Origin of the sequence: Sorangium sp. So ce131 (genome assembly GCF_051519095.1) — a bacterium.
Lineage (GTDB): Bacteria > Myxococcota_A > Polyangia > Polyangiales > Polyangiaceae > Sorangium.
Genome location: NZ_CP150455.1, coordinates 1,824,456 through 1,843,762 on the forward strand (window position 1 = coordinate 1,824,456; position 19,307 = coordinate 1,843,762).

General features: G+C 72.4%; 14 protein-coding genes. 9 read left to right on the forward strand and 5 right to left on the reverse strand.

Annotated elements, in window-relative coordinates; translation table 11 throughout:
• Positions 1–55 precede the first annotated feature (55 nt).
• Positions 56–874 carry an SDR family NAD(P)-dependent oxidoreductase gene (locus WMF43_RS06645; RefSeq protein ID WP_437678327.1) on the reverse strand — a complete coding sequence of 273 codons (819 nt, stop codon included), beginning with the start codon at positions 872–874 and terminating at the stop codon, positions 56–58.
• An 83-nt stretch (positions 875–957) separates the two neighbouring features.
• Between WMF43_RS06645 and WMF43_RS06650 the strand changes: the two genes are divergently transcribed.
• On the forward strand, positions 958–2,538 hold the full coding sequence (locus tag WMF43_RS06650; RefSeq protein ID WP_437678329.1) for an ATP-binding protein: 1,581 nt from the start codon (positions 958–960) through the stop codon (positions 2,536–2,538).
• Between the two features lie 192 nt (positions 2,539–2,730).
• On the opposite strand, the gene WMF43_RS06655 is transcribed toward WMF43_RS06650, so the two are convergent.
• Positions 2,731–3,036: a hypothetical protein gene (locus WMF43_RS06655; protein ID WP_437678331.1), complete on the reverse strand. Its 306-nt coding sequence runs from the start codon at positions 3,034–3,036 to the stop codon at positions 2,731–2,733.
• A gap of 400 nt (positions 3,037–3,436) precedes the next feature.
• On the opposite strand from WMF43_RS06655, the gene WMF43_RS06660 reads away from it, so the two are divergent.
• From WMF43_RS06660 to WMF43_RS06685, 6 genes are all read left to right on the forward strand, one after another.
• Positions 3,437–5,698: a heparinase II/III domain-containing protein gene (locus WMF43_RS06660; protein ID WP_437678332.1), complete on the forward strand. Its 2,262-nt coding sequence runs from the start codon at positions 3,437–3,439 to the stop codon at positions 5,696–5,698.
• A gap of 2 nt (positions 5,699–5,700) precedes the next feature.
• Positions 5,701–6,930: a glycoside hydrolase family 88/105 protein gene (locus WMF43_RS06665; RefSeq protein WP_437678334.1), complete on the forward strand. Its 1,230-nt coding sequence runs from the start codon at positions 5,701–5,703 to the stop codon at positions 6,928–6,930.
• A 246-nt stretch (positions 6,931–7,176) separates the two neighbouring features.
• Positions 7,177–8,016: an ABC transporter ATP-binding protein gene (locus WMF43_RS06670; protein WP_437678336.1), complete on the forward strand. Its 840-nt coding sequence runs from the start codon at positions 7,177–7,179 to the stop codon at positions 8,014–8,016.
• The gene (locus tag WMF43_RS06675; protein ID WP_437678337.1) at positions 8,013–9,134 is read left to right on the forward strand and encodes an efflux RND transporter periplasmic adaptor subunit; all 1,122 of its coding nucleotides are present in this window, start codon (positions 8,013–8,015) and stop codon (positions 9,132–9,134) included. Before WMF43_RS06670 ends, WMF43_RS06675 begins: the two co-directional genes overlap by 4 nt.
• Complete coding sequence (locus tag WMF43_RS06680; protein ID WP_437678339.1) at positions 9,131–10,357, forward strand: ABC transporter permease; 1,227 nt, start codon at positions 9,131–9,133, stop codon at positions 10,355–10,357. The genes WMF43_RS06675 and WMF43_RS06680 overlap by 4 nt, the downstream gene beginning before the upstream one ends.
• Entirely contained in the window at positions 10,354–11,601 is a 1,248-nt protein-coding gene (locus tag WMF43_RS06685) for an ABC transporter permease (RefSeq protein WP_437678341.1), read from the forward strand. Before WMF43_RS06680 ends, WMF43_RS06685 begins: the two co-directional genes overlap by 4 nt.
• 298 nt (positions 11,602–11,899) lie before the next feature.
• Here WMF43_RS06685 and WMF43_RS06690 read toward each other — a convergent pair whose 3' ends face one another.
• The 3 genes from WMF43_RS06690 to WMF43_RS06700 all read right to left on the reverse strand — a co-directional run bounded on the left by WMF43_RS06690 (position 11,900) and on the right by WMF43_RS06700 (position 14,570).
• Entirely contained in the window at positions 11,900–12,295 is a 396-nt protein-coding gene (locus WMF43_RS06690; RefSeq protein ID WP_437678343.1) for a PAS domain-containing protein, read from the reverse strand.
• Between the two features lie 258 nt (positions 12,296–12,553).
• On the reverse strand, positions 12,554–13,789 hold the full coding sequence (locus WMF43_RS06695) for a PAS domain S-box protein (protein ID WP_437678345.1): 1,236 nt from the start codon (positions 13,787–13,789) through the stop codon (positions 12,554–12,556).
• Positions 13,790–14,099: 310 nt separating this feature from the next.
• Positions 14,100–14,570, reverse strand: a complete 471-nt coding sequence (locus tag WMF43_RS06700; protein WP_437678346.1) for an N-acetyltransferase family protein — start codon at positions 14,568–14,570, stop codon at positions 14,100–14,102.
• 201 nt (positions 14,571–14,771) lie between these two features.
• Between WMF43_RS06700 and WMF43_RS06705 the strand changes: the two genes are divergently transcribed.
• Together WMF43_RS06705 and WMF43_RS06710 are read left to right on the forward strand one after the other, a co-directional pair.
• Positions 14,772–15,452 (forward strand): YqiA/YcfP family alpha/beta fold hydrolase, encoded by a 681-nt coding sequence (locus WMF43_RS06705; protein ID WP_437678348.1) that lies wholly within the window; start codon positions 14,772–14,774, stop codon positions 15,450–15,452.
• Between the two features lie 364 nt (positions 15,453–15,816).
• A complete protein-coding gene (locus tag WMF43_RS06710) occupies positions 15,817–19,251 on the forward strand; it encodes a hypothetical protein (protein WP_437678350.1) in 3,435 nt (1,144 codons plus the stop codon).
• Positions 19,252–19,307 lie beyond the last annotated feature (56 nt).

The window sequence follows — 19,307 nt, forward strand, 5'->3', positions numbered from 1 at the left end:
ATTTCGCGCCGCAATGCGGCCCGGACGCGGAGCGCGGCCCCGTCGGGGGCTGCCCTCAGCCCAGCTTGCCCAGGGTGCGCACCAGCCGGGGCAGGACGGTGTCCTGGAGCATCTCGGGAAAGGCGCGCTTCGCCCGCCAGTACCAGCGCCCATCGCGGTGCGGCACGGCGTAGAGGCGGCCGGCGTCGACCGCCTCGAGAGCGCGCCGCGCCACGAAGTCCGCCTGGAGCCCGACGCGCTTCATGAGCTTCTCGGCCGTCTTTCTCAGGTTCTGGTCGAGGCCGCGGCCGCTCTCGGTGATCTTCGTCTGGAAGAAGGTCGGGCACAGGACGGTGACGCCGGCCCCGTGCGGGGCGAGCTCGAGCCGCAGCGTCTCGGAGAGGGCGATCACGGCGGCCTTCGTGACGCAGTAAGGCGCGATCCCGGGCACGGCGACGAAGCCGGCGGCCGACGCCACGTTGAGGAAATGCCCGCTCTTCTGCTCCTTGAAGCGCGGCGCGAACGCGTGGCAGCCGTGGATGACGCCCCAGAGGTTGACGCCCATGATCCACGCCCAGTCCGCGAGCGAGACCTCGCCCACCTCGCCGCCGACGGCGACGCCCGCGTTGTTCACGACGAGATCCACGCCGCCGAGCGCGCGGTCCGCCTCGCCCACGAGCGCCTCGACGTCCTCGCTCCGGCTCACGTCGCAGCGGACCGTGTGCGCCTCGCCCCCGGCCTCGGCGACGAGGCGCGCGGTCTCCCGGGACCCCTCCTCGTCGATGTCGGCGAGGAGGAGCTTCGCATGGCGGCCTGCGAGCTCGACGGCGAGCGCGCGGCCGAGGCCTGAGGAGGCGCCGGTCACGACGGCGCGGGGGTGCTTGGGGAGGGGCATAAAGGCCGCATACCACGGCGGCTCTCGGCGAGCGGCGACCATCTCGCCTCCCCGGCCACCCCCGCCCGCGGTACATGTCCGTCATGCGCCGCTTCAACATCGCCGGGCCCTGCCATGCCGACCGGCACTACATGATCCCGCCCGAGCGGCGCTTCGGCGAGTGCCCCGCGCTGGTCGACAAGCAGGCGTATTTCGTCGTCCACGCGCCGCGCCAGACCGGCAAGACCACGACGATGAAGGCGCTCGCCGGCGCGCTCACGGCGGCCGGGCGTTACGCCGCGCTCCACTTCTCGTGCGAGCGGGCCCGCGCCTTCCCCGACGACGTCGCCGCCGTGGAGCGCGCCGTGTGGGGTTCCATCGAGGGGGCCGCGCGCTCCGATCTTCCCGCCGCGCTCCATCCGCCAGCCCGCGTGGACGCGGATGCCGGCTTGTTCCTCGGCGCCCAGCTCGCCCGATGGGCCGAGGCCTGCCCCCTCCCGCTGGTGCTCGTCTTCGACGAGATCGACGCGCTCACCGGCAATGGCCTGCTCTCCGTGCTCAGCCAGCTCCGCGCCGGCTACAACGCTCGTCCCGCTCCGTTCCCCTGGTCGGTCGTCCTCTGCGGCATGCGCGACGTGCGCGACTACAAGGCTGCGAGCGGCGGTGAGCCGGTCCGCGCGGGCTCGTCGAGCCCGTTCAACATCAAAGAAGCGTCGCTCCGGCTCGGCAACTTCACGGAGGCCGAGGTGCACGAGCTCTACGGCCAGCACACCGACGACACCGGGCAGGCGTTCACGGACGAAGCGCTGTCTCGCGCCTGGGCGCTCGCCCAGGGCCAGCCCTGGCTCTCGAACGCTCTGGCCCGCGAGATCGTGGAGGAAATGCGCCTTCCCCCGACCGAGCCCATCACCGCGGCGCACGTCGACGAGGCCAAGGAGCGGCTCATCCTCACCCGCGCCACCCACCTCGACTCGCTCCTCGCCCGATTGCGCGAGGAGCCTGTCCGCCGGGTGCTGGAGCCGATCCTCGCCGGCGAGCTCCCCCACCACGACCCGCTGAACGAAGACCATCAGTACGTCACCGATCTCGGCCTGATCGCGCCTGACCCGCCCGTGCGCATCGCCAACCCGATCTACCGGGAGATCATCTTCCGCGTGCTGGCCGGCGACACCGAGCGCGCCGTGCTCGTGGAGCGTCAGGGCTTCATCGGTCCCGACGGCCAGCTCGACATGCCCCGGCTGCTCGACGCCTTCGCGGCCTTCTGGCGCGAGCACGGCGAGGTGCTGGCCGAGAGGACGGAGTACACCGAGGTCGCCGCGCAGCTCGTGTTCATGGCGTTCCTCCACCGGATCGTGAACGGCGGCGGCCTCATCGACCGGGAGATCGGCATCGGCAAGAAGCGCATCGACCTCCTGATCCGCTGGCCCTATACCGGCGAGGGCGGCCAGCGCGCCCTGCAGCGCGTCGCCCTGGAGCTGAAGGTCTGGCGCGATCGCGACAAGAAGGGCGATCCGCTGCCGCAAGGGCTCGCCCAGCTCGACCAGTACCTCGCTCGCCTCGGGCTCGACGAAGGTGTGCTCGTGCTCTTCGACCTGCGCAGCGCGGCGCAGCCCGTCGAGGAGCGGACGCACCTCGAGCAAGCGATCACGCCCTCGGGCCGCCGGGTCACCGTGCTGCGGGGATAGGGAGACCCGAGGCGGGTTATCCGCCAGCGCCAGGACTGCCCCTCTCCACCCGGGACCGCGCCAAAGCACGCTCCGCTCGATCTCCCCTCGACCGGCCGGAAGAGCAACAACAACAAGGCGCCAGGCACGCCAGGGGAACGTGCGGTCCCCCGGCGTACTTGGCGCCTCGGCAGCTCGATCGCTGGAGTCGCCCTAGGCGCTCCCGCGCGTGCCGCCCTGCTGCTGGCGACCGCTGGTCAGCCGCTGCCCGAGCAGCTGCCTCGCCCGATCCGCGCGCCGCAGCTCCTCCTGCCGCACCTCGTTCAAGAACGTGACGAGCTCCTGATCGCCCTGCTGCTGCGCGTCCTGAACGTACTTCGAGTAGGTCTCCGCGCCCTGGAGAGCATGGTAGAGCACGCTGACCAGGTTGTAGTCCTTGTCCGGCAGAACGTTGCTCTCGCTGCCTAGACCGGAGCCCTGCTGTCCCTGCACGCTCGACTGCTTCTGCTCGTTCGCCATTCCAAACCTCCTCAAGTTCCCCCAGCGCGGCCGGGCAATGCAAGTGGGAGGCCGCACAGCGGGACAGCCCCTGTCGTCGCGGATCCGGCAAGAGCAGCGCTGTTGCGCCGTCGTCCGCGTTGCGTTCTGCCACAGCAGGCGAGCGCTCGCGCAGGATTGCACCACGCCCACGGTCGCGCCCGTCACGACCGAGAAACACCGCGGTCGAGGCCGGCGCGCCTCGGCCGGTGCGCCATGGGACACCGGTCATGTTCAGCTCGCTCGATGCATCCTGTTCGCGTCAAGGACGGAGACATGGTGACCGCCCCCACGCTCCAGGGATGTCAAGCCGATCCAGGCGAGCTCGAGCTGATACGCTGCCCCGTGCGCCGGCTCCTCCCGGCCATCCCCGGACCCCTCCATGCGCTCACGGTCTCTCGTCTCGCCTCTCTCGCCCCCGTCTCTCTCCTGGACCCACGCGGCGCTCGCCGCGCTCGCGCTCACGGCCGCGGCGTGCGCCGACGCTCCCGGGCAAGGCCTCCCAAGGGACACCGGCCCCCACCCGCGGCTGCTCGCGCGCCCGGAGCACCGCGCGCTGCTCCTCTCGCGCGTCGATCGCGAGCCTTACGCCTCGATCCTCGCCATCTTGAAGCAACGCGCCGAGCGCGCTTATGCGGAGGAGCCGGATCCGGCCTCGTGGGACTACCGGACGAACGGCGACAACGCGTCGACGGCGCAGGCGAACGCCCTCCTCGCCTGGGCGTTCGAGGACGAGGCGGCAGCCGAGAAGGCGCGCGAGTTCCTGCGCCGCCTCGAGGCCGACTGGGACACGAACACCGTCCTCGACATCAACATCCGCATGCCGAAGGTCTTGATGGGGTACACGAACACGTGGGACCTCCTGAGCGCCACCCCGTGGCTCCCGGCCGATGAGTCCGCCGAGGCGGAGCGCAAGCTCACCGAGATCACCGGCCAGCTCTTCGCCAAGTACCTCGAGCAGAACATCTATCGCGACCTCCTGCTCCGCGCCGCCCAGAACAACCACCCGATCCGGACCGCCGACGCGATCGGCTACGTCGCGCTCGCCTTCCCCGAGCACCCGGCGGCCGAGACCTGGTGGAACTGGTCCCTCTCGGAGCTCGACTACCTCTGGGGCGCGAACGGCCATTACGTGCAGCCCGACGGCGGCGTCTCCGAGGGCCCGTACTACTCCGGCTTCGCCTGGGGGCCGACCGCGGCGTTCTTCATCGCGCTGGACAACGCGCTCGAGGGGCCCGCGGCCTTCGCGCGCGACTGCCGCACCCGCTCCAGCGAGGACCCCTGGGCAGGGTACGGCTGCGTCGACGGCGAGCAGGCCACGTTCGAGCCCCCCCTGCGCGGCGGGCTCTTCACGAAGGCCGCCGATTGGTCGCTCTCGCTGCGTTTGCCCTGGGGCAGCCGCCCCCCGCTCGAGGATGGCGTCTTCACCTCGTTCAACGGGGGCTCGCTGCTCACCTCCTTCGGCGGCGACGGGGTGGCCCGCTGGGACTGGGAACAGAACCGCGACGCCGCCCAGGACATGGAGTTCAGCGCCGACCTCATCGCCCATCACCTGATCTACCTCGACGACGCGGCGCCCCCCGCGGAGCCGCCCTTCCTCACGCGCTTCCTGCCCGACGCGGGCAACGCGGTGTTCCGCTCGGACTGGGGCGAGGAGGCGCGCTGGCTCCTGCTCGTGGCCGAGCACGGCTCGGCGCGCAAGACGCTCCACGACCACGTGGACGGCACGTCCTTCTCACTCGCCGCCTACGGAGAGTACCTGTTGATCGACCCCGGTTATTACAAGCCGGACGCGCTCGACAACGCGAGGACCAGCCAGTCGCCGTCGCACAACGTGGTCCTCATCGACGGCCGATCCGCGCCCGACAAGGGGCTCTTGACCGACTTCGGCGACGCGGACGCCTTCCTCCGGAACACCCACGACGGCGGCGTGATCGACTACGCGGAGGCGCACCAGGACTACCAGGACACCCACGTCGAGCGGTCCGTGGCCTTCGTCGACGGCCGCTACTTCGTCGTCGGCGACCGCCTGGCCACGACGCACCCGGCGGCCCGCGCGCACGCGTTCCGGCTGCACGGCTACGCGGGGCTCACCTCCGGCGGCACCTTCGAGCTCCTCGCCGACGGCGCCCGCTGGGAGCGCACGCGGGCCGGCGTCGAGGCGCGCGTGCTCTCGACCGCGCCGGGCCTCGCCGTCGTGGAGCCGCCGTACACGCCGCTCACCGCGCCCCACGTCCACGAGTTCGAGCGGGACCGGAAGGCCGCCGACCACGCGGTCATCGACGCGACGGTCCAGGCCGAGGCGCCGGGGTTCCTGACGCTGCTCCTGCCGTACAAGGTCGGCGCGGACGCCGGCCCCGACGCGCCCCTCCAGGCGACGCCGCTCGAGGCGGGGCCGGACCTCGCCGCGTGGCAGATCGAGGGCGACGGCTTCACCGACGTCGCGGTCCTCCGGGGCGAGGGCGCCGCGCAGGAGGTGAAGCTGCCCGGCGGGCAGACCCTCGAGACCGACGCGGCGCTCGTGGTGCTGCGGGTCGAGGGCGCGCGGCCGTTCGCGCTCATGGCGCGCGGCACGCAGGTGCTGCTCGACGGGGCCCCCCGGGTCACGGCGGCCGAGGCGACCGGCGTCGCCGTGGAGGAGTGACCGTGCCGATCGCCGACTCGCCGCGCGCGCGCCGCCGACGTGCGCCGCGCCTGCGCGCGCTGCTCGCCGCCGCCGCCGCGGCCGCCGCCGCCGCCGCAGTGGGCGCCGCCGCCGCCGGCTGCTCGGGCGACCCTGATCCCGGGTCGACCTGCACGCCGACCTCGCCGTCGGCGGAGGACACGTTCGCGCGCGAGCGCGCCCCAGGCTCCGAGAGCATCACGCTCGCGCGCGCGGTCGCCGACCGCTGGATCGCCGAGCACCCCGCGGACTCGCTCGCGTGGGACTGGGGCGAGGGCACGGTCATGCTCGCGCTGGTCGACCTCTATCGCGTCACCCAGCACGCCCCCTACCGCGACTACTACCGGAGCTACATCGACCGGCACATCGAGCGCGGCTACGAGATCGCGACCAGCGACCGCTGCCCGCCGGCGGTCGCCGCGCTCGCGCTGCACGAGGAGACGTGCGCGGCGCCCTACCAGAAGGTGGTCGACGACGTGCTCCGCTACCTGTACGAGCAGGCGCGCCGGACCGAGCAGGGCGGCATCAGCCACCTCGGCGTCTCGCCGCTGTTCGAGCCCACGCTCTGGGTCGACTCCCTGTTCATGTTCGGCAACGTGCTCATCCGCTCGGGCGAGCGCGCGGACGACGCGCGTGCGCTCGACGAATTCTCCAATCAATTCCATACCTTCGCCTCGCTCCTCCAGGAGGAGCCTGGGCTCTTCCGGCACGCGTACAACTGGGGGACGCCCCAGGATCCGGGCGTGTACTGGGCGCGCGGCAACGCCTGGGTCACGGCGTCCGGCTACGACTACCTGCACGTCCGCGCGGCGCGCGGCGAGCGCGACGACGCCGTGGCCGGGTCGCTCGCGCGGCAGGTCGAGGCGATCCTGGACACGCAGGACCAGGACACCGGTCTCTGGTGGACGATCATGAACCACCCGGGCGAGATCTACCTGGAGACGAGCGCGACCGCCCTCTTCGCCGTCGGTCTCGCGCGCGGCCTGCGCCACGGCTTCCTGGACGCCTCGGTGCGCCCGGCGATCGACCGCGCCATGGCGGGCGTGCGCTCGCGCATCGAGGAGGACACGTCGGGGCGCCCGGTGGTGACCGGCATCTCCGGCCCCACGAGCGTCGGCCGGCTCGAGCACTACGCGGCGGTCGAGCTTCGCGACGACCTCTCGTACGGGGTCGGGGCCGTGCTCCTGGCGCTCGTCGAGACGTCGGGGCTGTAGCGCCGCGCTCCCGCAGGGAGCCTCCGGCGCGGGGGACCCGGGGCCTCCTGCGCGCGGGGGACCCGGGGTCTCCGGCGCCCGGGGAAGGGGATGGCCCGTTCCCGTGTTCTCGACGCACCCGTGCGCCGCGGTTGATTCGCTTTCGGGGCTCGCTTACGCCTCGGCTGGTCTCCGCGGCGGCGCCACCGGAAGCACCGCAGCCGCGGGCGCCGCGGACAGCGCGCTGGCTACCGGCCGAGGACATCCATGTCTCCCCTCGTGAAGCTCGACGCGATCAGCAAGACCTACTGGATGGGCGAGGTGGAGGTGCAGGCGCTGCGCGGCGTCTCGCTGGAGCTCTCCCGGGGCGAGATGGTGGCGATCATGGGCGCGTCCGGCTCGGGCAAGTCGACGACCCTGAACGTCATCGGCACGCTCGACCGGCCGAGCGGCGGCCGGTACTTCCTCGACGGCGAGCCGGTCGAGGAGCTCGACGAGGTCGAGCTCGCCCGCAGGCGCAACCGGAACATCGGGTTCGTCTTCCAGTCGTTCAACCTGCTGCCGCGCGACAGCGCGCTCGCGAACGTGGAGCTGCCCATGGTCTACGCCGGCGTCCGTCCGTCCGAGCGGCGCGCGCGCGCGGCCCGCGCCCTCGCCCGCGTCGGGCTCGAGGACCGCGCGCACCACCTCCCGAACCAGCTGTCCGGCGGCCAGCAGCAGCGCGTCGCCATCGCCCGCGCGATCGTCAACGAGCCGCCGCTGCTGCTCGCCGACGAGCCGACCGGCGCGCTCGACTCCGCCACCACCCGGCAGGTCATGGAGCTCTTCTGCGCGCTGCACGCCCAGGGCATGACGGTCATCGTCGTCACGCACGACCCCTCGATCGCCGACTACGCCACCCGCGTCATCACCTTCAGGGACGGCGCCATCGTCGAGGACACCGGCCCCCGCGGCCGGCGCGTGGACGTCGCGAGCCCGCCGTCCGCGCCGCCCGCGTCGTCCGCGCCGCCCGCGTCGGCGGCCCCCGCCGCGCCGTCCGCCCCGCCCGCGCCGTCCGCCCCGCCCGCGCCGCCCGCCCCGCCCGCGCCGGCCGGAGGCGCCTCGTGAGCGCCCGGCGCAGGCGGCGGTGGTGGCCCTGGCTCGCCGGGGCGCTCGCCCTCGCCGCGGCCGGCGTGGCCGTCGCCTCGATGCGCGGCGGCGGCCCCGCGCCGATCGACCCCGCGCTCGTCGTGGTGGCCAAGCGCGGCGACCTCAACGTCGAGATCCTCGAGACCGGGCGCATCGAGGCCCGCGAGCAGGTCGAGCTCAAGTCCAAGGTCGCGGGCCAGGTCGCCGAGGTGCTCGCCGACGAGGGCGCCCGGGTCACGAAGGACCAGCTCCTGCTCGTGCTCGACCCGACCGATTACCAGCGCGAGGTCGCCCGCGCCGAGGCCGAGCTCTCCCAGGCCAAGGCCGCGGCGGGCTACGCCAAGCTCGTCCTCGAGCGGCGGACCGCCGGGGTCGAGGCGAACGTCATCCCCGCGCAGGAGCTCGACCTGGCCAAACACGACCTCGCCGCGAAGACGATCGCCATCCGGCTCGCGGAGGTCGCGCTCACCGCCGCCAAGGACCGGCTCCGGTACACGAAGATCTACTCGCCCCTCGACGGCACCGTCATCCAGCGCAACATCGAGCCCGGCGAGGTGGTCACGCCGGGCGTCGAGTCGACGTTCGACGGCAAGGCGCTGCTCACCGTCGCCGACCTCTCCACGCTCGTCGTCAAGGTCGACCTCAACCAGATCGACGTCGCCAAGGTGGCGCTCGGCCAGCCCGCGACCCTGACGCTCGACGCCCTCCCCGGCAAGACGTACACCGCCAAGGTCACGAAGATCGCGCCCGCCTCGGTGAAGCTCACGGGCCGCGAGGTCGACGTCTTCCCGGTCGAGGCCGAGCTCTCGCAGGTCGACAACCTCATCAAGCCCGGCATGACCGCCGACGTGCGCATCCGGCTCGAGAGCAAGCCGGGCGTGGTCTCGCTGCCGATCGAGGCCGTCGCCGAGGACGGCGGCAAGCAGCTCGTCACGCGCGTCGTCGACGGGCCCGACGGCAAGCCGACCACCGAGAAGGTCGAGGTCGCGCTCGGCGCCCGCAACGACCGCGAGGTCGAGATCCTGAGCGGCGTCCCCGACGGGGCCCGCGTGCTCATCAACCCGCCCTCGGCGGACCAGAACGAGACCAAGATGTGAGGTGGCTCGTCTACCTGGGCATCGCCGCGAAGGCCCTCTCGGCGCACAAGCTCCGGTCGCTGCTCACCGTCCTCAGCATCACGATCGGCGCGTTCGCCATCGTGCTCATGACCTCGCTCGCCGAGGGCGGCCTGCTCACGTTGAGCCGCGGCATCGAGGAGCTCGGCGGGGCGCGGCTCATCCTGATCGCCCCGAAGGAGCCGGTGCGCGCCGAGCGCAAGAAGACGATGTACACGACCGGCTTCACGCGCGAGGACCGCGACCGGCTCGCGCTCGGCGTGCCGCACGTGGTCGAGCACGCGCTCTACGCCGGGCTCGGGCCGCGCGACGTCACGTCCGACGAGGGCAAGGAGGACCGCACCCACCTCGTCGCCGCCGACAGCCGCTTCCTCGCCGTCTTCCGGATGCCCGTCGCCCGCGGCCGCGCCTTCTTCGACGAGGAGGACCGCCGCCGCGCCCGGGTCTGCGTCGCCGGGCCCAAGCTCGCCGCGCGGCTCTGGCGCGGCGACCCGATCGGCCGGACCGTCACCGTCGGCGCCCTGCGCTGCCGCGTCATCGGCGTGCTCGCCCAGAGCGACCGCCTCGGCGTCAACTTCGGCTTCGACTGGGTCGACGTGCTCATCGCGCCCATCGACACCGTGGCGGACGTCGACGACGCCGTGGACGACGCGTCGCTCATCGTCGTCAAGACCGACGATCCCCGCAACAACGACCCGGTGAAGCGCATCCTCAACGCGCTCCTCGTCGAGCGCCACCACGGCGTCGACGATTTCACCCTGCTCGACTTCAGCGGCATCATGCAGAAGTTCGAGGCCGTGTTCAGCATGATGAAGGCGATCGTCGGCCTCATCGCGGGCGTCGCGCTGCTCATCGGCGGAGTCGGGGTGATGAACATGATGCTCGTCAGCGTGTCCGAGCGCGTGCGCGAGATCGGCATCCGCAAGGCGCTCGGCGCGGCCCCGGGCGACATCAGCGCCCAGTTCCTGTGCGAGGCGGCGCTGCTCTCCGGCTTCGGCGGCCTGCTCGGCGTGCTCGGCGGCGCGCTCGCGGCCGAGCTCGCCTCGGCGCTGATCCACCGCTTCGTCCCGAGCTGGATCGGCGCCGTCTCCACGGCGGCGGTGGTCGCCGCGCTCGTCGTCTCTTCCGGCGTGGGCGTGGTCTTCGGCTGGCTCCCGGCCCGGCGGGCGGGCCGGCTCGACCCTGTGGCGGCGATGCGGCGATGAGGCTCGGCGATCTCCTCCACTCCGCCCGCGCGGTCGTCGCCGATCGGACCCGCGCCGCGCTCACGCTGCTCGGCGTCGTCATCGGCACCGGCTCGATCGTGCTGTTGGCCTCGCTGCTCGCGGGCGGCGAGGAGGCGCTGCTCCGGGCGAGCCAGCAGGCGGTCGAGGCCGATCTCATCCAGGTCCACCCCGCCGAGGTGAACGTCCGCGACCGCCGCCGCACCCAGCGTGATCTCTCGCGGGACGACGCCCGCGCGCTGGCCGCGTCGCGCTCGCTCGGCGGCGCCGCGGCCCTGAGCGAGTCGGTGCGCCAGGTCGAGGCCCGGGTCGGCCGCAAGAAGAAGCCGATCACCCTGGTCAGCGCGGCGCCCGCGGCCCCGTCGCTCTACGCCCTGGAGCTCGCGGCCGGCCGTTTCCTCACGGGCGCCGATCTCGCGTCGCGCCGGCGCGTGTGTGTCGTCGGCCACGAGGTCTGGTCCGAGCTCTTCGGCGGCCCTCCTGCGCTGAGCGAAGGCGGCCGCGATCTCCGCCTCACGGCCGACGGCCATGTCTGGACGGTCGTCGGCGTGCTGAAGGATCGCCCCATCATGGGCTCCACCGACAGCACGAGCATCTGGAACCGCAAGGTCCTGGTCCCCGAGACGACCTATGACGCCCTGATCTCGCCCGACCACAAGGCCGATCGTCTCTACCTGCGCCAGGACCCGCTCGCCGCCCGGGAGGCCTCGCCCGCCGCGCTGCGCGGCCTCATCGAGGCGACGCTGCTGCGCCGCCACTACGGGGTCAAGAACTTCAGGATCGAGGACAAGGAGAGCCACGGCCAGGAGAAGCTCATCCTCGAGATCATCAAGCTGCTCCTGCTCAGCACGGGAGTCGTCGCGCTGGTCGTGGGCGGCATCAACATCATGAACATCATGCTGGTCACGGTGACCGAGCGGACCCGCGAGATCGGCATTCGCCGCGCGGTCGGCGCCTCGCCCCGCGCGATCCTCCTCCAGTTCCTCTTCGAGGCCGCGGCCGTCTCCCTGCTCGGCGGCGTCCTCGGCGTGCTCTCCGGCGTGGGCATCTCCTGGCTCGCCGGCGCCTTGCTGGAGCAGCTCGTCGGCCGCTGGTCCTTCCGCGTGGAGCCCTGGTCGGTCGCGCTGGGCCTCGGCCTCTCCGCCACCGTCGGCGTCCTCTTCGGCTTCTACCCCGCCTGGCGCGCCTCCCGCCTCTCCCCCATCGACGCCCTCCGCTCCGAGTAGCCCCGGAGGGTCCCCGGCCTTCCCCTCTGGCCAGAGACAGTCCAGTACGCCGAGCGCCGAAGACGTCGAGATGGGCCCATATCCGGAGCGGGTGACCGCCGCTCTAGCGATCCTGGGGGAAGTTGGCCCCGGGTCAGCAGAATGACGCCAAGGGCGCCAAGGACGCCAAGGACGCCAAGAGGAGAGAAGGAAAGAGCGTGCATTCCCTTCTCTCCTCTTCTTTTCTTGGCGTTCTTGGCGTCTTGGCGTTCTTGGCGCCCTCGCCGCTTACATGCCAGCCCGACTTCCCGCAATCAAGCTAGCCGCGGATAAGGACCCAGACGGTGTCTTCTCTGACTTGCGCGGCGCGCTTGTAGAACAGCGAGACGTCGACATTCCGGGTCTTGTGCGGAAAGTGGAACACGAAGCCGAAGGTGGCGTTGAGCTCGCGCTGCTCGATCCCGAGCAGGAAGCGGCCGTAGAACTTCTTCACCCGGCTGCAGGGCGCAATGTCGGTGAAAAAATTCTTTCCCAGCACATCCTGCCGCTTCCTGCGCGCCTGGTTCTCCTCGTACAGGTTGTAGGAGAGCACCGTACCGTTGCGGTCCAGCTGGATGATCCCGAAGGGCTGCGCGTCCAGGCCACGCTCGTCCAGGTTGAACACGCCAATGTCGAACTCGCTCTCGCTGCCCCTGGACTGCTCCTGCGTATTCATCCCGAGAGACCTCCACCCGCGCTGCCCGCGACAGATGCCGTCATCGTAGAGAGCGCCTCCCGGCAAGGCCATCCGGCGGCGCCGCATCGTGATGTCGGGCTGAAGGAATCCTGGTCGAGGCGGCGCACGCGGAGGGCGCGATTTGACGCATCGCCCCGTTTCGGCTGGGTGTCGCGACGGTGCCTGTCGCGATCGCCCGGAGCGCGGGCGCCCCGCGACACGGCGCGTCGGCGGGGGCGCCGGCGCGCGGGCGGCGCGTTATCCCTGGAGCAACCGCGCCTTCTGCAGCGCGAAGGCGAAGCCGTCCTTCAGCGTCGCCTTCGTCACCACGCCGCCGAAGTCGGCGCCGATCTCCACGAAGGCCTGCGCCGCCTTCGGCTTGATCCCGGAGAAGATCACGTCGACCCCGAGCAGCCTCGCCGCCTTCGCGGCGCCGAGCAGCGCCTGGGCGACCCGCTGATCGACGCTCGGGACGCCGGTCACGTCGAGGATGGCCACCCGCGCGGCGTGGGCCATGATGCCGTCGAGGAGCACCGCGCGCATCTGCTCGGCGCGGACCTCGTCGATCGCGCCGATGAGCGGCACGACGACGACGCCGTCGCCGAGGGGGATGAGCGGCGTGGACAGCGCGCGCAGGGCCTCCTCCTGCGCCCGGATCGTCTGCTCCTGCAGCAGGCTGAGCTCGCGCATCTGCTCGGCCTCGTTCCGCTCCGCGATGTCCCGGAACACGAGCTGCACGGCGGGGCCGCCCTCGAAGAGGACGGGCGTGCCCAGGAGCTCCACGGGGACGTGCTCGCCGCCCGGCCGCACGAACGTGGCCTCGAACCGCGCGACCGGCGTCCTGCCCTGCTCCGCGGCGAGCAGGCGGGCTCCGGCGTCGGCGCGCTGGCCGGGCTCGAAGAGCTCGAGCAGCGAGGCGCCCCCGAGCTCGCCCGGCTGCGCGCCTAGCATGCGCGCGCCGGTCGGGTTCACGTAGAGGATCCGGCCTTCCCGGAGCACGGCGACCCCGTCCGGGGATAGCTCGACGAGGCTGCGGTGCCGCTGCTCGCTCTCGGAGAGCGCGGCGTGGCTGGCCTCCAGCTTCTCCGAGTAGAAGCGCATCGTGACCTGGTCGAGCTTCTCGTAGATGGGCTCGGCGAGCAGCAGCCCGTCGAACGCGCCGTCCTGGCCCGTCTCCAGGGCGGGGCGGATGAGGTCCAGGAACGCGCGCCGCAGGGCGGCGGTGAGCTGAACCGCGTCGTCGAACGAGAGCCCGCGCAGGACCCGCCGCTCGAGGTTGGCCCGCGCGAGCGCGAGGATCTGGTCGTAGCTCCGCGACTGAATGGCGTCGATGAAGAGCTCCACGAACCGGTGGGCGCCAGGCAGGACCTGATCTTCGGGCAGCACGCGGTAGATCGGCAGCCGGTCCTGGAGGCCGCGGAACAGCGCCTCTCCGAAGGCGTGCTGGCGCTGGCGGAGGAACGAGATCAGGGGAGGAACGGGCTCGGTTGTCATTCAGCAGGCTCCTTCGACTGGCTCCGTTCCATGCGATCTCCCGTGGAGCGCCGTCCCGTGCAGCGCCGCGGGCCCTCGGCGCGCCCACGCGCGATAAGCCGCGCGGCGTCGGTTTTGTATGTGGATGTCCTACGCTCGCAGAAGCGAGCCAGAGACTACCTCAACAGCCCTCGAAAGGAACACGTGAATGCGCCGGCGCTCCGCGGTCCCGGCCGTTCAGGGATCCACCGACGCGTCGCCAGGGATGGCGCCCGCCGCCGCCCGGGCCGCGGCGCCGCCGCCCGCGCTCCCGGCGTGGGCCGGCCTCGGCTCAGCCGCGCGCGAGCCGCTCGAGCGCGTCGCCGGTGAGGCGGTGGACGGTCCACTCGGCCATGGGCGTCGCGCCGAGGCTCCGGTAGAAGCCGATCGCCGGCTCGTTCCAGTCGAGCACGGACCACTCGAGCCGCCCAGAGCCGCGCTGCACGGCGAGCTGCGCGAGGTGCACGAGCAGGGCTTTGCCGTGGCCGCTGCCGCGGTGCTCGGGGAGCACGAAGAGGTCTTCGAGGTAGATCCCGGGCTTGCCGAGGAACGTGGAGAAGTTCTGGAAGAACAGGGCGAAGCCGACCGCGGCGCCCTCCGCCTCGGCCAGGACGACCTCGGCGGCCGGCCTCGGGCCGAACAGGTGCTTCGCGAGCTCCTCCTCGTCGAAGACGACCTCGTGCGCGAGCCGCTCGTACTCGGCGAGCAGGCGGATGAGGCGGGCGATGGTGGGGATGTCGTCGCGGGTGGCGGGGCGTATCATGGCGTCTCTGCGCCGCCTCATACCGCATCGCCGTGCCGGCGGGAGAAAATGCCGAGCTCGACGGCCGCCAGCGAGGGTGTCCGCCGCGCGGCGCACTCCCTCGCTGGCGGCCTGCCGTCATCGCGGGAGCAGGGACGAGGGGAGACGTCGCGGCGCGGCTTGCCGCTCCGCGCGCCTCCGCCTTAGGCTGCCTGCAACGACATGACGACCCCGCCGACCGCCGCCGGACCGCGCTGGCTTTATTTGCACGGCTTCGCCTCGGGGCCGAGCTCGACGAAGGGGGTCCGGATCGCCGGGCATTTCGGGGGCCGCGGGGTCGAGGTCGAGCGGCTCGACCTGCGGGTCCCGTCGTTCGAGCGGCTGCGCCTCAGCGCGATGATCGACGCGGTGAAGCAGGCTATCGGCGGGGAGCGCGACCGCGCCGTGGTGATGGGATCGAGCCTCGGAGGCCTCACCGCGTGCCGCGTGGCCGAGGAGGACGCGCGGGTGTGCGCGCTCGTGCTGCTCGCGCCGGCGTTCCGGATCATGGAGCGATGGCGGCTGCGGCTCGGCGAGGACGGCTTCCGGGCGTGGCGGGAGCGAGGGTGGCTCGAGGTCGACGACTACGCCGAGAAGCGGCGCGCCCGGGTGGATTTCGGCTTCGCCGCCGACGCGGCGGAGGTGGACGAGCGCTCCGGCGGCTGGCCCGACGTGCGCGTGCCGACGCTCATCCTCCACGGCCGGCACGACGAGGTGGTGGACATCGAGCTGTCGCGGCGGTTCGCGGCGGGGAAGCGGCACGTGCGGCTCATCGAGGTGGACGACGGCCACGAGCTCGTGGCCTCGATTCCGCACATCCTCCGCGAGGCCGAGGCGTTCCTGCGTCCTTGTATCGGCAGCTGAAGCAGGGTTATCCGCAATCGGCCCCTCAATGTGCCTGTGCCAGGGTGAGTCGTCTTGCTCAACAGCGGCGGCACACCGCAGCAGTTACTCGCGGCCACCCACCGGATGGCCACCCTCGGCGCCCGCCTCTCACGATCCTGCGTCTGTCAAGCGCGCAGCATGATTCGGATCTCGCTGGTTCCACGGCCTGGTCCGGTGACGACACAGGGAACATCGCATGGTTTCATCGTGTCTCCCGGTCGACATGAATGGACGAGCGCTGTTACCGTCCCGGCGGCTCATCTCTCATAACGCGGCGTGGGGTGCGTCAGCCGCCATGGCCGTCAGGAGGTGCTTTGTGACGTTGTCTTCCAGTCGAGCTTTGTTGCTATTGGTGGCGGGGTGCGCCTCGGCGTGCAGCGCCCCTTCACCGCAGGCGGTCGGGGAAGGTCCGGCCGAGCGTCCTGCGGAGGGCGCGCTCCGGTCGAGCGGCGCGGCGCCGATCGAGCTCGGGCAGATCGTGAGCAGGGCGCGGGCGCGCTTTCGATCCACGCCGCGAGGGCTCTCCGCCGAGGGCGTCGCCCATCGGATCGACCTCGAGGGCGGCGCGGCGCGGATCCGCGCGAAGCCCTCGGCGGCGGCCGCGCGCCGGGAGCGAGAGGGGCAGCTCAAGGCGCTCCGCGAGGCGCGCTCCGCCGCCGAGGTCGAGGCGAGCCGCGGCGCGCTCCGGCGGACTCTGCTCGACCACGTCGCGCGCGTGTCCGGCGAGCTCCCGCCGGGGGGCGCGCTGACGCTGGCGACGCGGTCGATCGCCCGCGCCGGCTACGAGTGCGTGAACGGCGAGGGCCGCGTGCGCATCGGCGAGGACGGCGGCGCGGAGCGCGCGTTCGAGACGTGCAGCGAGCTGTGGAAGAACCACGAGGCGAACGCCGAGCAGGCGTTCCGGTTCCCCGAGCGGCCCGGCGGGCACGGCGATCTCGTCGTGCGCGTGAGCGCCCGCCTCGGCGCCGCGGATACCGCGCCCTCGATCGCGAGCGTCGCGAGCGACGCGCGCGGCCTCGTCCTCGGCGCGGCGCCCGGGCAGCGGTTCGTGTACGGCCACGGCACGTGGATCGACGCGTCGGGCCGCCGCGTGCCGGTGCCGGCCCGCTGGTCGGACGGCCACATCGAGCTGCGCGTGCCCGCCTCGGTCGTCGAGGAGAGCGGCTATCCGGCGGTGCTCGATCCGGAGGTGGGTCCCGAGATCGGCACGGAGCCGCCCGTGCCCGTCCAGCAGGACGTCGGGTTCGATCCGGAGATCGCGACCGACGGGGCCGGCTATGTCGTCGCCTTCGAGGATCTGTCGCGCATCCGCGCGGTCCGCGTCGACGCGAGCGGAAACGTGCGCGACCTCGACTGGCTGGATCTGGGCGAGGACGGCGCCGGGCAGTTCCTGCCCAGCGTGGCGTACGGCGGCGGCCGTTATTTCTTCACGTGGTCCCAGTACGGCGGCGAGGACGGGCGCACCACCGTCCACGGCCGCATGATGCGGCCCGACGGCACGCTCGAAGGGGCGGCGAGCTTCCAGGTGTCGTCGTCTGGCGACGGCCTGGACCCCTCGGTCGAGTGGAACGGGGAGCGCTTCGTGGCCGCGTGGCGCGCCATCGCCGACGACGGTGTGAGCGACGTCCACGCGACCCTCGTCGATCCGAGCGGCGGCCCCGTTCCCGGCGCCGAGCGCGTCGTCTCCACGAGCGGGGACGCGGGGCGCCCGGTGGTCACCTCCGGAGCGGAGGTCTCCGTCGTGGCCTGGGACGACGCGAACGGCACCGGGCGCGCCATCCGCGCCGCGCGGGTGGCCAGCGACGGGACGGTGATCGATCCCGGCGGCGTCCAGCTCTCGGAGGGCCCGGAGACCGCGCGGCTGGCCGCGCTCGCGTCCAGCGGGGCGAGCTTTCTCGCGACGTGGGTCCGGGACGCCTGGCCGAGCGTGATCCGGGGCGCGGTGCTGAGCGCGGACGGCACGGTCACCGCGCGGGACTTCCCCATTTCGCGGCCGAGCTCGGGCACCGGGGCTCCGACCGCGGCGTTCGACGGCAGCGCCTACCTCGTGGCCTGGGCCGACGAGCGGGACCGTCGCTCGATGTACGGGGCCCGGGTCTCGGTCGAGGGTGTCGTGCAGGGGACCGACGATGTCCGGCTCGCGGACGGGTCGCCGCGCTCCGTCTGGGATTCCGATCGGAACTCGCTCGTGTGGAACGGCTCGCGTTTCCTGCTCGCGTTCCACGGGCAGGGCATCGAGGGCAGCCTGATCGGCCCGGATCTCGCGCTGGACGCGGGCCGGATCGCGCTGAGCCCCATGCCGAACAGGCAATGGAGTCCGCGCGTGGTCTGGACCGGCGAGAGCTACCTCGTGGCCTGGACCCACCAGCCGGGCCCGGACCCGGTGCTGGCGCAGATGAGCGCGCGCGCGGTGCGCGTGAGCGCCGCGGGCGAGGTCCTCGACCCGGCCGGGATCGATCTCTTGAGCCGCGGCTCCATGGTCGATCTGGCCTCGAACGGCGAGGGCACCTCCGTGCTCACGTGGCGCGATCCGAGCGACGAGAGTTACCTGCGGCCGATCGCGAGCGACGGTACGCCCGGGGACGGGGTGGCCGTCTCGTCGCTCACCCTGCCTTGGTCGGCATCGGTCGAGAGCAACGGCGACGGTTATCTGGTGACCTTCGTCGAGAGGAGCGCGGATGAGCCCTACGTGTACACCGCGTCGGGCCGTCTGCTCGACGCCGCCGGGAACGCTGGCCCGGTGTTCCCGATCGTGCCCGCTGCCGGGTCGGAATCGTACGTGTACCCGATCCCTGCCGGGCAGGACTACCTGGTGGTCTACCAGAACAGGGACGCGGGCGTGCGTCTCGTGCCTGTGAGCCGCACGGGAGAGGTCGGGGAGAGCTTCTCCCTGGCGGATCCACCGGTCGCCGTCTCCGCGGCGACGAACGGCACGGACACGCTCGTGGTCTGGACGAAGGGCGAGGAATGGCCGCGGCCCAACGACGGGCTGATCCGCGGTCGAATCTACGCGGCTGGCGGCTGGCGGGGCGAGGCGTTCGTGATCTCGCCGACGAGCGCGGGGTACTCGGCGGCCGTGGCCTGGGGCAGCACGAGCTACCAGGTGGTGTGGGAGGAGGCGGGGACCCACCGGCTCCAGCTCCGCACCGTGGCGCCCGACGGGACGCTGGGCGCGGAGGAGCTGCTCGTGGATGGCGAGTGCAGCTCGCCGTCGCTGGCCCGCGGCGAGGGTGGCCGGCTCCTCCTGACCTATGAAAAGCCCCGCCTTACCGGGTACATCCGGCGCGTCGTGTCGCGTCTGCTCACGCTGGAGCCCTCGTCCGGGAACGGTGCCGGCGGCAGCGGAGGCGCGGAGTCGGGCGCCGGCGGCAGCGGGGGCGCGGAGGCGGGCGCCGGCGGCGGCGGGGGCGCGGAGGCGGGCGCCGGCGGCAGCGGTGACGCAGGAGGCGGAGCGGGGACCGGCGCGGGCAACTCCTCCAACGTCTCTGCCAGCAGCGGCGGCAACGGTGGCACCGACGACACCAGCGATGACACGCAATGCAGCTTCCGCGGCGGTGCCAACCGGTCCGGGCATCTCGGGCTCGCCGTCTCCCTGCTCGGCCTCGCCCTCGTCGCGCGACGCCGCGGCGCGCGTCGAGCTCTTGGACGCTTTTGCTCGCGGCGTCCCTTCAAGCTCCGCTTCCAGCGGCGATCACAGGCGCTGAACGTTTGCTCAGCAGCGCCCGAGCCCCCCGCGGCGCACCCACCCCTGGCCAACCGGGTCGGATATTACACCTGAAAACGGCAGCTATCAACACGAATGAGCCCGGCCTAGAGCTCGTGTGCACCGGCTGC